This window comes from Ruegeria sp. HKCCD8929 (assembly GCF_013031405.1).
Taxonomy (GTDB): Bacteria; Pseudomonadota; Alphaproteobacteria; order Rhodobacterales; family Rhodobacteraceae; genus Ruegeria.
The window spans coordinates 199,782-213,120 of record NZ_WPZY01000002.1 but is presented as its reverse complement, the minus strand read 5'-3'; the positions used below and the strand labels follow the sequence as shown (position 1 = coordinate 213,120).

The 13,339-nt window shown below is 60.7% G+C and carries 14 protein-coding genes; 9 read left to right on the top strand and 5 right to left on the bottom strand.

The annotated features are described in order from the left end of the window. Nucleotides 1-2: 2 nt before the first annotated feature. The 8 genes from trbE to GOX53_RS03605 are packed head-to-tail and all read left to right on the top strand — an operon-like array spanning nt 3 to nt 7,940. Nucleotides 3-2,456, top strand: a complete 2,454-nt coding sequence (gene trbE, locus GOX53_RS03640) for a conjugal transfer protein TrbE (protein ID WP_171173646.1) — start codon at nt 3-5, stop codon at nt 2,454-2,456. After that, nucleotides 2,456-3,220, top strand: a complete 765-nt coding sequence (gene trbJ, locus GOX53_RS03635) for a P-type conjugative transfer protein TrbJ (RefSeq protein ID WP_171173645.1) — start codon at nt 2,456-2,458, stop codon at nt 3,218-3,220. The genes trbE and trbJ overlap by 1 nt, the downstream gene beginning before the upstream one ends. A gap of 2 nt (nt 3,221-3,222) precedes the next feature. Then, on the top strand, nt 3,223-3,507 hold the full coding sequence (gene trbK-alt, locus GOX53_RS03630) for a putative entry exclusion protein TrbK-alt (RefSeq protein ID WP_171173644.1): 285 nt from the start codon (nt 3,223-3,225) through the stop codon (nt 3,505-3,507). Between the two features lie 3 nt (nt 3,508-3,510). Continuing rightward, nucleotides 3,511-4,806: a P-type conjugative transfer protein TrbL gene (gene trbL, locus GOX53_RS03625; protein ID WP_171173643.1), complete on the top strand. Its 1,296-nt coding sequence runs from the start codon at nt 3,511-3,513 to the stop codon at nt 4,804-4,806. Then, nucleotides 4,803-5,492 carry a conjugal transfer protein TrbF gene (gene trbF, locus GOX53_RS03620; protein ID WP_171173642.1) on the top strand — a complete coding sequence of 230 codons (690 nt, stop codon included), beginning with the start codon at nt 4,803-4,805 and terminating at the stop codon, nt 5,490-5,492. The genes trbL and trbF overlap by 4 nt, the downstream gene beginning before the upstream one ends. Next, nucleotides 5,489-6,472, top strand: coding sequence for a P-type conjugative transfer protein TrbG (trbG, locus tag GOX53_RS03615; protein ID WP_217351649.1), 984 nt, complete (start codon nt 5,489-5,491; stop codon nt 6,470-6,472). The genes trbF and trbG overlap by 4 nt, the downstream gene beginning before the upstream one ends. Continuing rightward, nucleotides 6,469-7,683 (top strand): TrbI/VirB10 family protein, encoded by a 1,215-nt coding sequence (locus tag GOX53_RS03610; RefSeq protein ID WP_171173641.1) that lies wholly within the window; start codon nt 6,469-6,471, stop codon nt 7,681-7,683. The genes trbG and GOX53_RS03610 overlap by 4 nt, the downstream gene beginning before the upstream one ends. Then, nucleotides 7,680-7,940: a DUF2274 domain-containing protein gene (locus tag GOX53_RS03605; protein WP_171173640.1), complete on the top strand. Its 261-nt coding sequence runs from the start codon at nt 7,680-7,682 to the stop codon at nt 7,938-7,940. Before GOX53_RS03610 ends, GOX53_RS03605 begins: the two co-directional genes overlap by 4 nt. On the opposite strand, the gene GOX53_RS03600 is transcribed toward GOX53_RS03605, so the two are convergent. Next, nucleotides 7,882-8,892, bottom strand: coding sequence for a LysR family transcriptional regulator (locus GOX53_RS03600; protein ID WP_171173639.1), 1,011 nt, complete (start codon nt 8,890-8,892; stop codon nt 7,882-7,884). The two genes, GOX53_RS03605 and GOX53_RS03600, sit on opposite strands and share 59 nt — an antisense overlap. Nucleotides 8,893-9,166: 274 nt before the next feature. Here GOX53_RS03600 and GOX53_RS03595 point away from each other — a divergent pair, with 274 nt between their 5' ends. Then, nucleotides 9,167-10,060 carry a LysR family transcriptional regulator gene (locus GOX53_RS03595; RefSeq protein WP_171173638.1) on the top strand — a complete coding sequence of 298 codons (894 nt, stop codon included), beginning with the start codon at nt 9,167-9,169 and terminating at the stop codon, nt 10,058-10,060. A 291-nt stretch (nt 10,061-10,351) separates the two neighbouring features. On the opposite strand, the gene GOX53_RS03590 is transcribed toward GOX53_RS03595, so the two are convergent. From GOX53_RS03590 to GOX53_RS03575, 4 genes are all read right to left on the bottom strand, one after another. After that, the gene (locus GOX53_RS03590) at nt 10,352-10,921 is read right to left on the bottom strand and encodes an alpha/beta hydrolase (protein WP_171173637.1); all 570 of its coding nucleotides are present in this window, start codon (nt 10,919-10,921) and stop codon (nt 10,352-10,354) included. Nucleotides 10,922-10,994: 73 nt separating this feature from the next. Further along, nucleotides 10,995-11,165 (bottom strand): hypothetical protein, encoded by a 171-nt coding sequence (locus GOX53_RS03585; protein WP_171173452.1) that lies wholly within the window; start codon nt 11,163-11,165, stop codon nt 10,995-10,997. A 99-nt stretch (nt 11,166-11,264) separates the two neighbouring features. Beyond that, on the bottom strand, nt 11,265-11,534 hold the full coding sequence (locus tag GOX53_RS03580; RefSeq protein ID WP_171173636.1) for a hypothetical protein: 270 nt from the start codon (nt 11,532-11,534) through the stop codon (nt 11,265-11,267). A gap of 48 nt (nt 11,535-11,582) precedes the next feature. Further along, nucleotides 11,583-13,298, bottom strand: coding sequence for a S41 family peptidase (locus GOX53_RS03575; RefSeq protein ID WP_171173635.1), 1,716 nt, complete (start codon nt 13,296-13,298; stop codon nt 11,583-11,585). Nucleotides 13,299-13,339 lie beyond the last annotated feature (41 nt).

Below are 13,339 nucleotides of genomic sequence, written 5' to 3'. Positions count from 1 at the left end.
CGATGATGCGGCTCGCCGAATATCGCTCCAGGACGACCTTGCTCGCAGACTATCTGCCCTGGGCAGCGCTGATCGACGAGGCCGTCGTGCTCAACAAGGACGGCAGCCTGCAGCGCACGGCTCGGTTCCGCGGTCCCGATCTCGATTCCGCAACACCCGCGGAACTGGTTGTGACCGCTGGCCGGCTCAACAATGCGCTGAGACGCCTCGGTTCCGGCTGGGCGGTCTTCGTCGAGGCGCAGCGCGTCCCGGCACGCGCCTATCCGTTGTCCCACTTCCCCGACCCCGTCTCGGCCCTGGTCGACGCGGAGCGGCGGGCGCAATTCGAGGAAGCTGGTTCGCACTTCGAGAGCCAGTACTTTCTGACGCTGGTCTGGATGCCGCCCGCCGACGAGGCGAGCCGCGCCGGACGGTGGCTTTATGAGGGTGCGGTCGAGACCGGCATCGATCCGCGTGAACATGTCGCAAGCTTCGTCTCACGCACCGACCGGCTGCTCGACCTCTTCGACGGTTTCATGCCCGAAGCCGCCTGGCTCTCCGATGCCGAAACGCTCACCTACCTCCATTCGACTATCTCGGGGCGTCGCCAGCATGTGCGTGTGCCCGAGACGCCCATGCATCTCGACGCGCTTCTCGCGGATACTGCCCTCATCGGCGGCCTCGCGCCCCGGCTTGGCGACGCCTACATCAAGACGCTCTCCATCGTCGGTTTCCCGACCGCGACCTGGCCCGGCCTGCTCGACGAGTTGAACGGGCAGGCCTTCGAATATCGCTGGGCGACACGCGCCATCTGCCTCGACAAGACCGACGCCACGAAGCTCTTCACGCGTATTCGCCGCCAATGGTTCGCCAAGAGGAAGTCCGTCGCGGCGATCCTCAAGGAGGTGATGACCAACGAGGCCTCGACACTTCTGGATTCCGACGCCGCCAACAAGGCAGCCGATGCCGACGAAGCGCTGCAGGAACTCGGGACGGACATGGTGGGCGCCGCCTATGTCACCGCCACGATCACGGTCTGGGACGAGGACGAGCGCGCCGCTGACGCGAAACTCAAGGCTGCGGAGAAGATCGTCCAGGGCCGCGATTTCACGGCTATCTCTGAGACCCTCAACGCGATCGAGGCCTGGCTTGGCTCATTGCCCGGTCACCTCTACGCCAATGTCCGCCAGCCGCCGGTCTCGACACTCAACCTCGCCCACATGGTTCCGATCTCCGCCATCTGGGCCGGGCCAGCGCGCAACGATCATCTGGACGGCCCGCCGCTCTTCTATGCAGAGACGGAGGGCGCGACCCCGTTCCGCTTCTCCACCCATGTCGGTGACGTCGGCCACACGCTGATCGTCGGACCGACCGGATCGGGCAAGTCGGTCCTGCTTGCGCTGATGGCCCTCCAGTTCCGCCGCTATGAAGGCTCACAGATCTTCGCCTTCGACTTCGGCGGTTCGATCCGCTGCGCCACTATTGCAATGGGCGGAGACTGGGAGGATCTCGGTCTCGCCCTCTCCGAGGACGAAGCCGCCGTCCAGCTCCAGCCTCTCGCGCGCATCGATGACGTGGTCGAACGCGCCTGGGCGCAGGACTGGCTCTCCGGGCTGCTTGCCCGCGAGGGCGTTTCCATCGACCCGACCGCCCGCGACCATCTCTGGTCGGCGCTGACCTCGCTCGCTTCCGCACCGGTCGAAGAGCGGACCCTGACCGGACTGTCCGTGCTGCTGCAATCGAATGAACTCAAACGCGCGCTCGCGCCGTTCTGCCTCGGCGGTCCGTTCGGCCGTCTCCTCGACGCCGAACGAGAAGAACTCGGCACGGCCGATGTCCAGGCCTTCGAAACCGAGGGGCTGATCGGGTCTGCCGCAACGCCAGCCGTGCTCGCCTATTTGTTTCACCGTATCGAAGGCAGACTCGACGGGCGGCCCAGCCTCATCATCGTCGACGAGGGTTGGCTGGCGCTCGATGACCAGACCTTCGGCGGCCAGCTCCGCGAATGGCTGAAGACGCTCCGCAAGAAGAATGCGAGCGTGATCTTCGCCACCCAGTCTCTCGCCGACATCGACGGATCGAACATCGCACCCGCGATCGTCGAGAGCTGCCCGACGCGCATCTTCCTGCCCAACGAACGCGCCTTCGAGCCGCAGATCGCCGCCATCTATCACCGATTCGGGCTCAACGACCGCCAGATCGAGATCGTCGCCAGGGCGACGCCCAAGCGCGACTATTACTGCCAGTCCCGGCGCGGTAACCGGCTCTTCGATCTGGGGCTCGGTGAGGTCGCACTCGCCTTCACCGCCACCTCATCGAAACCCGACCAGTCCGCCATAGCCGAGACGCTGGCCGAACACGGCCGTGAGGGTTTCGCTACCGCCTGGCTGAAACGCCGCGGTCTCGACTGGGCGGTCGAACTGCTCGGCGACACCACCACCCCGGCAATCCCAACCGAAACAAAGGAGAACACCTAATGACACGGTTTCGCAAACGCTCGCTTCCCGCCCATCTCCTTGCGGCAACGCTGCTGGCAGCGCCGATAGCGCTCGGACCTATGATGTCCGAACCAGCGCACGCGTGGCGTATCGTCTACGATCCCACGAACCACGCCCAGAACATCCTGCAGGCCGCCCGCGCCCTGGAGCAGATCAATAACCAGATCACCCAGCTCCAGAACCAAACGCAGATGCTGATGAATCAGGCGCGCAATCTCGCCAGCCTGCCATACTCATCTCTCGCCGAGTTGCAGGCCTCCGTACAGCGTACACAACAACTCCTGACTGAGGCTCAGCGCATCGCCCACGATGTCGCCGACATCGAACGCGCCTTTACTGACCAGTACGGGACGGCCGCCGCGTCCGGCGATTTCGACGCGATGGTCGGCAATGCGCGCGAGCGTTGGGAGAATTCGGTGGCGGGCTTCGAGGACGCGCTCCGTGTCCAGGCCGGGGTCGTCGGCAACATCGAGGGCGCCCGCTCGCAGATGCAGGCGCTCGTCGCTCGCAGCCAAGGCGCGACCGGCGCACTTCAGGCGGCCCAGGCAGGCAACCAGTTGCTGGCGCTGCAGTCGAGCCAGATCGCGGATCTCACCGCCGCCATCGCCGCTTCGAACCGCGCCCAGGCTCTGGAAGCCGCGCGCGTGGCCTCGGCCGAAGCGCAGGCACGGGAGAACCTCAACCGCTTCCTCGACTACGGCAGCGGCTACCGTCCGACGACCGTGCGCATGTTCAGCAACTGACCATGGTGGCCGGTCCCGACCATATCCTGCGGCTCATCGCCTTCGGTCTCGGCGGCCTCGCGGCGCTTGCCGCGGCCTTCGAGTTCCGTGACGCCGTCGCCCAGGAGCAGATGCCGGCGTCGGTGTCTGAATCGGTCGACGATCCGCTGCGCGCCGCGCTCCGGCGCTGCCGTGCGCTGGCCGTCGAGGAGGTCGAGACCGAGACCGTCTGTCGCGAGGCTTGGGCCGAGAACCGCCGGCGCTTCTTCGCGCCGGGCGGTTCTGGTTCTGGCCGGGAGGAGGAATAGGCCATGGGTGGCGTCGGTGTCATCGACCGGTTCCTGGACGTCTTCACCCGCTATATCGATAGCGGGTTCGGACTGCTCGGCGGCGACGTTGCCTTCCTCGCCACCACGCTGATTGTCATCGACGTGACGCTGGCCGCGCTCTTCTGGGCCTGGGGCGCGGACGACGACATCATCGCGCGGCTCGTCAAGAAAACGCTCTTCGTCGGCATCTTCGCCTATATCATCGGCAACTGGAACCACCTCGCCCGTATCGTCTTCGAGAGTTTTGCCGGGCTGGGGCTGATCGCCTCCGGCGGTTCGCTGAGTGCCGGTGAGCTTTTGCAGCCCGGGCGCATCGCCGAGGTCGGGCTCGAGGCCGGACGGCCGCTGCTTGAGTCCGTGGGCGACCTCATGGGCTTCGTCTCCTTCTTCGACAATTTCATCCAGATCGCGATCTTGCTGTTCGCCTGGGTGATCGTGCTGCTCTCCTTCTTCATCCTCGCCATCCAGCTCTTCGTCACGCTGATCGAGTTCAAGCTGGCGACGCTTGCGGGCTTCATCCTCGTGCCCTTCGGGCTCTTCAACAAGACCGCCTTCATGGCCGAACGCGTGCTCGGTCTCGTCATCTCGTCCGGCGTCAAGGTGTTGGTGCTCGCCGTCATCATCGGCATCGGTTCGACCATCTTCGGCACCTTTACCGCGGGCTTTACCGGCGAGCCGACGATCGAGGACGCCATGGCCATCGTGCTCGCGGCACTCTCGCTGCTCGCGCTCGGCATCTTCGGTCCGGGTATCGCCAACGGCATCGTCTCCGGCGGGCCTCAGCTCGGTGCGGGCGCAGCAGTTGGCACGGGCCTCGCCGCCGGCGGTATGGTTGTCGGTGGTCTGGCGGGCGGCAAGATGGCCGCGTCCGCTGTCGGCGCAGGCGCACGCGGCGCCGCTTCGATCGCCGGCGGCGCGTCTACCGCCTACAAAGTCGGACATACGGCTGCAGGTGGCGGTGCGGCAGGCGTCGCCGGTGGAATGGCGAGTGTCGGCAAGGCCGGCATGAGCGCCGCCGCGAGTCCGCTCCGGCGCATGAGCCAGTCCATGAAGGATAGCTATCACGCCGGATCACGCGCGGCCTTCGACGCGACCGGCGGCTCGGTCACCGGCGGCGCAGCGACTCCCACGCCTGCCAATGACGGCCCGCCTGCCTGGGCGCAAAAGCTCAAGCGGCAGCAATCCCTCCACCACGGCGTCGCCACGACAGCCCATGTGATCCGATCCGGAGACCATGGCGGTGGCGGGACGTCGATCAGCCTCTCGGAGAAACCATGAGACTCTTCAAACGCCCCAGCGTGCACTATGGCAAAACGCCTGAGCCGGTGACCCCCTACCAGAAGGCGGCCCAGGTTTGGGACGAGCGCATCGGCTCTGCCCGCGTTCAGGCGAGGAACTGGCGCCTGATGGCCTTCGGTTGCCTGCTGATGACCGGCGGGCTTGGCGCAGCGCTCGTCTGGCAATCCACGCAGGGCACGATCGTCCCCTATGTCGTGGAAGTCGACCGTCTCGGCGCCGCGCAGGCCGTCGCGCCCGCCACCGCGGATTACCGGCCGACCGATCCACAGATCGCCTTCCACCTCGCGCGTTTCGTAGAGAATGTCCGGCAGGTGCCCGCGGACCCGATCGTGCTGCGCGAGAACTGGCTCAGGGCTTACGACTTCGCCACCGACCGCGGCGCGCTCGCGCTTAATGACTATGCCCGCGTCAACGATCCGTTCGCCAGAGTCGGTGAAACCCAGGTCGCCGTCGAAATCTCCAGCGTGATCCGGGCATCGGAATCGAGTTTCCGCGTCGCCTGGATCGAACGTCGCTATGCCAACGGTCAACTTGCGGCAACCGAGCGCTGGACGGCGATCCTGACCGTGGCCCTCCAGCCGCCCCGCACGGCGGAACGGCTCAGGAAGAACCCCCTCGGCGTCTTCGTTCATGCCATCAACTGGTCGCGGGAGATGCAGGAATGAGCCACAGAACTCTGACCCTCCCGCTCGCCCTCTTCATGGGCTTGTCTCTCGCGGGCTGTGCCACCTTCCGGCCGCCCGAGATCACCTACGATGAGGACGTACCATCGCTGCCTGCGCCGCCCCCACCGGTCGTGGAACAACCGCCAAGACCGGTCCATACGCCACCGGCCTGGACGCCCTCGCGTGGCGGCGAGAATGCCCGAACGCCCGAAGCGCGTGTCGTCAACGCCAACGCGGCAGCACGCGTCGAACCCCGCCGTGAGGGCTACTACAACGCCATCCAGGTCTTTCCCTGGAGCGAGGGCGCGCTCTATCAGGTCTACGCCGCCCCGGGACAGATCACCGACATCGCAATGGAGCCAGGTGAACGGCTGATCGGCGAGGGTCCGATCGCCGCCGGCGACACCGCCCGCTGGATCATCGGCGATACCCGCAGCGGCAGCGGGCGTACCGAACGTGTCCATATCCTGGTCAAGCCGACCCGGCCCGAGATCGCAACCAACCTCGTCATCAACACCGACCGGCGCACCTATCTCGTCGAACTGCGTTCGGACGAGGAAACCTACATGCCATCGGTCGCCTGGGCCTATCCACGCGTCGCAGGTGTGACCCGGCTACCGGCGGTGACCCGCCCCGAGATTCCTCCGACCGCCCAGCGGCGTTATCGGTACGCCATCGAAGGTGACAGGCCGCCTTGGCGGCCGAGATCCGTGTTCGATGACGGCCGCCGGGTCTACATCGTCTTCCCGCGCGGGATTGCGCAGGGCGACATGCCGCCGCTTTTCGTCATCGGTGCCGATGGCGGTACTGAGATCGCCAACACCCGCGTCCTCCGCAACGTGCTCATCATCGACCGGCTGTTCGCCGCCGCCGAGCTGCGCCTCGGCGGCAGAAACCAGCAAACGGTCCGCATCGTTCGCACAGATGGCGTGCGACGCAGGCCAGCTGCGCCTCGGCACCAGAACGGAGAGTCCAGATGACAGATGAATCCGAACTAGGCCGGGCCGGGCATGGTCAGACGGAGAAGCCTCGTTCCGAACGCGATATCGCCGAAGAGCTCCGGCTACGCGCCGATCCACCCCGCGTCATGCGTCTGTCCCGAAAGGCCATCTCGGTTCTCGCAACCGGCGGCGGGCTCGGCCTCGCCGCGATCCTCATCTTCGCGCTCCAGGACCGTGGAGCAATCGACGGCCCGGACGAATTGTTCTCGACCGAACGTATCCAGGAGGCCGAAGGACTGAGCCGTCTCCCACGCGACTATGGCAGTATCCCGCAACTCGGTCCGCCGCTGCCCGGCGAACTCGGCCGCCCGATTTTGAGTGCCCGGGAACGCGGCCAGCCCGTGCCTGCCGTCCCCGCCACTGGCCCAGCGGTCGATCCCGAGGAGCAGCGGCGGCTTCAGGAGCAGGAGGCCGCCCGCCTCAGTCAGCTCTTCGCCGAGGCGAACACGGTCGCGCGTGGGAATACCCGTCCGCCCAGTGCAACGGTGCCCGCGAGCAACGGAAATCTCTTTCCCATCTCGGCCGAAGCACCACCGCGCGATGCGGCCGACAGGCATGAAGCGTTCCTGGGGCGCGAGATCGATCGACGCACGATGAGCGCTGACCGTCTGACCAGCCCGCCGAGTCCCTATGTCATCCAGGCCGGCACTGTGATCCCGGCCGCACTCATCACCGGCTTGCGCTCAGACCTGCCCGGGCAGGTCACCGCCCAGGTCACCTCCCATGTCTATGACAGTCCGAGCGGGCGCTATCTCCTGATCCCGCAGGGCTCGCGTCTCCTCGGCGAATATGATAGCCGCGTCGCCTTCGGTCAGCAGCGGGCGCTGCTGGTCTGGACACGATTGATCCTGCCAGACGGACGCTCCATTGTCCTCGAACGCCAGCGGGGTGCCGACCCGGCTGGCTATGCGGGGCTCGAGGATCGTGTCGATCACCACTGGGGCCGACTGTTCCTCACGGCAGGCCTCGCGACAGTTCTTAACATCGGTGCGGAATTGGGCGCTGACGATGACAGCGATATCGCCCGCGCCATCCGCGAAGGTACACAGGACACTGTCGGTCGCGCCGGTGACGAGATCGTGCGCCGTCAACTCGCCGTGCCGCCGACGCTGACCATCCGGCCAGGCTTCCCTGTCCGCGTCGTCGTCACCCGCGACCTCATCCTCGAACCGCAAAGAGGCTATCAATGACCAAGCTGAAACTCGGCCCGCTCGCCGACGACAAGCCGGTAAAAGTAACCGTTGAACTGCCCGCATCCGTCCACCGCGATCTCATTGCCTATGCCGAAATCCTGGGGCGTGAGACCGGGCAACCGGTGAAAGAACCTGTGAAACTCATCGTACCGATGATCGAGCGATTCATGGCGACCGATCGCGGTTTTGCCAAGGCTAAGAAGGCGCAGCGTGCGCCTTCGCGTGCACCCGGGCAAGGCTCAGGAAACGCCTGAGAGCGGGATTATCGTTTTCCGGACGCCAGGTCAGTGAGAAGGGAATCCGTTCGTCGTCACCACCAATCCGACGAAAAACGACATTTGGATAGGCAACACCAGTCCAGTGCTCAGCGACAAGACTGATTCCCAGCCCTAGGCCGACCAGGTTCATGATTCCCTCACGATCAAGTCGATGTTGTTGGATCTTGGCTTGGCGACCGAGATTGCTAACCTGGCGTAGAATATAGTCACGAATCTCCGGTCCCGGTTCCAAAGTGCTAACGACAAAGGTTGCATCGTCAACATCAGACCAAAGAACACGGCACTTACTTGCCAGCACGTGTGTATCTGACAATGCTAGATATATCGGCTCCTGCGTCAACATCAGTGTATCTCCAAGGTTTTCGGAAAGACAGCCGGCGGCATGAAGCACGTCGAGTTCTCTATGGCTTAGACGCGTTAGAAGGTCGCTTCGATCAGCCTCGGTAAAGCTAATTTCAACGTCTGGATACTTATGAACAAATGTTAAAATGAGTTCTCGTAGAGCACCAAGGGACAGAGATGCAATCAAGCCAATTCGGAGTTGACCGTTTGAACTGACACCAGCACTCTGCGCCGTTCTGACTGCTACACAAAGATCTCCGCTTATTGCGCGGATATTGTCCACAAAACGCGAACCCACAAATGTAAGCCGAGCACCTATAGGGCTTCGTTCGAACAACGAAACTCCCAATAAATCCTCAATCTTTTGAATTCGACGCGTTACGCTTGATTGACCCAAATTCGCAATGGTGCTCGCTCGACGAAAGCTTCCTGCTTCTGCCACCGCCATGAGCACTGCTAGGTCGCCAAAACAAATTTGACCACATTGCCTTAGATGCAGAGGAAACAAGCCTGAACCAGGCTTCAATGTGGCGCCGCCAGTAAGGCGGCTTTCTGCAGAACGGTTGTGTTCACGACTCGCATTCATAACCACAACTTCCTCCGATCGTTGCGATGGAGAACTTCGCACTCTGCAAATCTGTGCCTTCAAGGGTTCATCATCTTCAATTGATACCAATTAACCGTATTGATCTCATCCAATGGTGTACTAGAATTTGATGCGTACTTGGCGATCGACTACCTTGAATACACTGGCTACGCTGTTTAGAGAATAAGTTACTCTTCGTGATATAATCTTCCAATATTTCATCACCTTTAAAAAGGGATTTCTTCTAACCAAAATTGGTGATAAATGATCACCAATGAAACGGTCTACCATACCTTCACTTGATGATTTGCGGGCGTTCGAAGCGACCGCTCGCCTGGGATCCGTACGTTCAGCAGCTGACGATCTGGCACTGACGCATGGTGCCGTCAGCCGTCGTATTACGAAACTTAGCGGTGATATCGGCACCTCGCTATTCGTACGGGACGGGCGCGGCCTCAAGTTGACCGCAGAGGGCGAAGCACTCTTCCGAACCACCAGTCGATTTTTTGCCGAATTGGAAGAAACAATCCGCGAGATTGCGGAGCCAAAGCAAAAAGATGCAACTGCGGTTGTCTTATCCTGTGAGAGATCGGTCGCGATGCGATGGTTGATACCACGTTTGAGCCGGTTTCAGGACACTTATCCCGAGATTGCTGTGCATTTATCTGTTGGAGGAGGTCCACTTGACTTTGGGCGCAATCCGGTAAGTCTCGCCCTTCGGCGTCTTGACTTTCCGATTCCCGATACTTGTCAGGTAGAACACCTATTTCCGGAACGCGTCGGGCCTGTAGTGGCTCCGCAACTGCAGTCTAGCTTCGAAGAAGGTAACTATCTTGGCCTCGGATCGAAAACACGACCCGATGCATGGAAGGATTGGCTCGCCAAGAATCCCGATTGCGAACGACCGAAGGAAATTCGCTATCATGACCACCACTTTCTGATGGTTGAAGCTGCCTCATCCAATCTCGGAGTTGCCCTTAGTCCCGAAGTTCTGGCAATTGATGATATTGAAAGAAAGCGCCTTGTCGCGCCGTTGGGTTTCATCGAAGACGGAACGCACTACGGACTCATCTTTCCAAAAGACATGGTATTAAATGAAAGCGCAGAACACCTGATAGACTGGCTTAGAGAGCTTTATGGTGTGCGCCAGTCCAGTTCGGACACTTGACACATTCCTCGTGCTTTCCGTTACCGATCGAACCTTTGATTCTAGCCTATATGATCAACTGCAGCACGCCTTGGCAACGATGCGCAGAAAATAGCGGCGGCCTCACTTTTGAGGAAGCGTTGAAGATTCATGTTGGTTGGTTGCCCTTGGTCACCAGAGCCGTATAGTTCGAAGTTGGCGTTGCCAAACTCCACTCGCACAATACGCCTCGATGGCCTCCCGGATATACACCCTGCATTCGAACGCCAACCAGTCCGATTCCCCATTCGCACGACCGATCATTGCTGGATATCATGTTTCAAGGCCAAAACGCCGGATTTCGTCGCGCGACATAATGTGTATCCCATCTGCCGGAGCGGCATATATCGTAAACCAGTAGAAGGCATCGGAGCCGAGCATGTCCTCGATGTATTTTCTGTTTTCCTCGTGCTCGGGGGCACCACGGGGATAGTCTTTCGCATCTTTCTTGCCGTCGGACCATGAATGGACGCCGATTTCAGCCCCTTCCTCAATGGTCCTGTTCACGCCAGCCAAAAACAAATCAACGCCGCCAGAATGAGCCTTGCTATCGGCCCGCAGATGGGTATTCAGGCCAAGTTTTCTGACCCGATAAGCAAGCGCGATCATCGTATCGTCGTCAAGAGAGCCCGGAACATCTAACTCGACGAGCGTCTTGATGTGCGGGTTGCGCGCGTAAATCTCATTGAACTGATTCAATGTCTTGCTGTTGATTTCACCGCTCATCAACAACTGTTGTCCTTTGACCGTGAATTCGGTGGTCTCAACCGCGTTCAAAGCGACCACCGCTGCTGTTTCACAGCCGGAAAGCATAAATGCTATCAGCAACAGAACCGCCCTCATCAAAATTCTCCAATCGAATAAATGATAGCCGTGTGAACACAGCGCGCATCGACCCAGACATCCAATTTGAGCATCAGCCGCCACCCTTGTGTTCCACGACACAAATCGGATGGCTACCGGGCCGCATCCCGCCTCCCATATCGAGGCAGATGTCCTCATACTGCCACGCCTCATAGGCGCGACCCGCGAAGAAGCCGCCAGTCAACAAGACAATCGCAGCGAGGGTTTGAACAGTACGTGACAATATTGGCTCCTGTTTATCCTTTAAGTCGATCAATATATGATTTCGCCTCGACTGTGGTTACTGTGGGTCCCATATGTTTCAATGGCCGCCGGGCCTGTTCTATGCGGCTGAACCACGGCGGAATATTGCTTGAAGCCCGAAGAAAACCGCGATTGGGATTCCAAAAATAACCAGGAAGCCCAAGGTCCGTGCGACCAACTCAGGAAGGTCCGAGCCGAATGCCAGTGAAAACCCGATCGCATCCGCAGACTCCAGAGGTGCGATGCGGCCGATCAAGCTGGCATCCGCTTGCCCCATCGTCGCAATCGTTGAAAGGCCGATAAATATTAGCACCGCGATGACTGCGGAAATGATGGCTGGACGTTTCATGATCGATCTACCTTTCGAGATGATGGAAGGAATGTCATGCAATGTTCTTCAATACTGGCCCACAAGCCTGGTCGCCTCGGTTATGGCGCGGTCAAGCTGCGGATCGGCACCACCGGACCAGGGAAGCGGCCGCTCTACCTTGATATCTGGAGACACACCCACGCCTTCAAGGTTTTGTCCGGAAACCATGAGCTCGGATGCCGCGACATAGAGACCGCCGCCGTCGGGCAACAGGATCAGCGTTCCTCCGGTGACCGCGCCTGCAGTTTGACTGCCGACAAGAACGCCGAGACGTTTCTTTTGCACAGTCAAAGCCGTTATTTCCCCCGCGCTGCGAGTATGTTCGTCGGTCACCATGACCAAAGGCAGATCGGGCCGAAGACTGCCTCGATCTTGCCAATCGGTGTCCATACGTCCGCGCGTTGACTTTGGCAGATGGTGCCCAAACAGCATGTTCAAAAAATCGACACCGCCGCCGCCGATCCGTCCACGGGCATCAAGTATCAGCGCGTCGATATCGGCGAATTCTCCCGACATGATGGCGTTCCAAAGAACCTGAGTCGGGCCGCCATAGGTGTCCAATGTCAACATCGTCCACCCGCGTATGTATCCTATCCTTTGGTGACCCGCTTCGATCACCTTTCTGCTTTCCCAAGTGGCCGATGCGAGGACGGCAAATGCCGGTGCAGTATGAACCACCATGTCGAGCGAAATGACCGGGCCGCCTGCCGTTCGGCGGATCTTGACATCTGTTTCGAATGTCTTGTTGGCATCCGGTGGGACAGAGCGAAACTCGGCTCCTCCGGTCGATAGAACCTCATCGCCTGTTTTCAGGCCGGCCATCTCCGCCGGACTGCCGTCGAGGACCTGATCGACAAACCGTCGTCCGTCGATTTCTTTCAGGAAAAACCCGCCGCCCTGCAACAAGGGTTGTTCCGGTCTGCCTTCAGCAACGTAGCTGCCTGTTTCGAATACCGAGCGCAAAATAGCCAGACGCGGATCGTGTGGAGGGAAATAGGCCGTATGCGAGGTATCAAGTTTCTCGGGAAGGCTTCGGGCGATTGCGTGGAACTCTTCTCTGGTTTTTACCGTCGCCAGGGCTTTGCGCGCTTCAGCGCAGTCCTCCTGCCAGTTGCGACCTTTCATTGCCGGATCGAAGAATTTTTGCTCCAGGTGGATGCAAATGGCATCGATGGTGATCTCGCGAAAGGCCGCAACGTCAACAATTGGATCGACTTTTCTGCAATCCAACGGCTCTGAAGCATCGTCGAATTGCAGGCGCATAGCCGAGCCGGTTATTTCATAGCTTGTTCCGTCGCCGGAATAGACATCTTTGGCCGCTGTTGCTGTGAGAACATGGCGTTTACCCTGAATGACGAGCGTTACCGCGGGCCCGGCACTCGTCTCTGCGGGCAATACGTAAACTGGCATCTCGCCGCAAATCCTGCCCTCCGGTAACCTGTCGAGCAGATATCCAAGGCCAAACTCCGTCTCAATGCGCGCTGTGGCGGTTTGGTAAGCTCGGGTACGGCAGTCTGCGGGATCTGTCGCGTTGTCGCATGAAGGTACGGCTCTTGAAGGATTGCTGGCCAGCTCTTCAAGTTCCGGAACTCTGTCCGGATACGCCTTCCGGGCAATCACAAGCGCTCTGGTTGCGGTGTCGGCCAGCATCCTTGCGGCAGTGTCAGAAGCCTGTGCCGGCACCGCCAAAAGGGTGATCAAAATCGCCGCCGAAAGAATGTGTCCAGGAAGGGAGTTCAACATGCTAGAGGTTCCTATCAGGCAGGAAAACGCACGGCGGACAC

Coding starts and splice junctions, on each gene's coding strand:
- trbE (WP_171173646.1), top strand. CDS start 3: ATGATGCGGCTCGCCGAATATCGCTCCAGGACGACCTTGCTCGCAGAC.
- GOX53_RS03580 (WP_171173636.1), bottom strand. CDS start 11,534: ATGAAACGTCCAGCCATCATTTCCGCAGTCATCGCGGTGCTAATATTT.
- GOX53_RS03610 (WP_171173641.1), top strand. CDS start 6,469: ATGACAGATGAATCCGAACTAGGCCGGGCCGGGCATGGTCAGACGGAG.
- GOX53_RS03595 (WP_171173638.1), top strand. CDS start 9,167: ATGAAACGGTCTACCATACCTTCACTTGATGATTTGCGGGCGTTCGAA.
- trbK-alt (WP_171173644.1), top strand. CDS start 3,223: ATGGTGGCCGGTCCCGACCATATCCTGCGGCTCATCGCCTTCGGTCTC.
- GOX53_RS03605 (WP_171173640.1), top strand. CDS start 7,680: ATGACCAAGCTGAAACTCGGCCCGCTCGCCGACGACAAGCCGGTAAAA.
- trbG (WP_217351649.1), top strand. CDS start 5,489: ATGAGCCACAGAACTCTGACCCTCCCGCTCGCCCTCTTCATGGGCTTG.
- trbL (WP_171173643.1), top strand. CDS start 3,511: ATGGGTGGCGTCGGTGTCATCGACCGGTTCCTGGACGTCTTCACCCGC.
- trbF (WP_171173642.1), top strand. CDS start 4,803: ATGAGACTCTTCAAACGCCCCAGCGTGCACTATGGCAAAACGCCTGAG.
- trbJ (WP_171173645.1), top strand. CDS start 2,456: ATGACACGGTTTCGCAAACGCTCGCTTCCCGCCCATCTCCTTGCGGCA.
- GOX53_RS03575 (WP_171173635.1), bottom strand. CDS start 13,298: ATGTTGAACTCCCTTCCTGGACACATTCTTTCGGCGGCGATTTTGATC.
- GOX53_RS03600 (WP_171173639.1), bottom strand. CDS start 8,892: ATGAATGCGAGTCGTGAACACAACCGTTCTGCAGAAAGCCGCCTTACT.
- GOX53_RS03590 (WP_171173637.1), bottom strand. CDS start 10,921: ATGAGGGCGGTTCTGTTGCTGATAGCATTTATGCTTTCCGGCTGTGAA.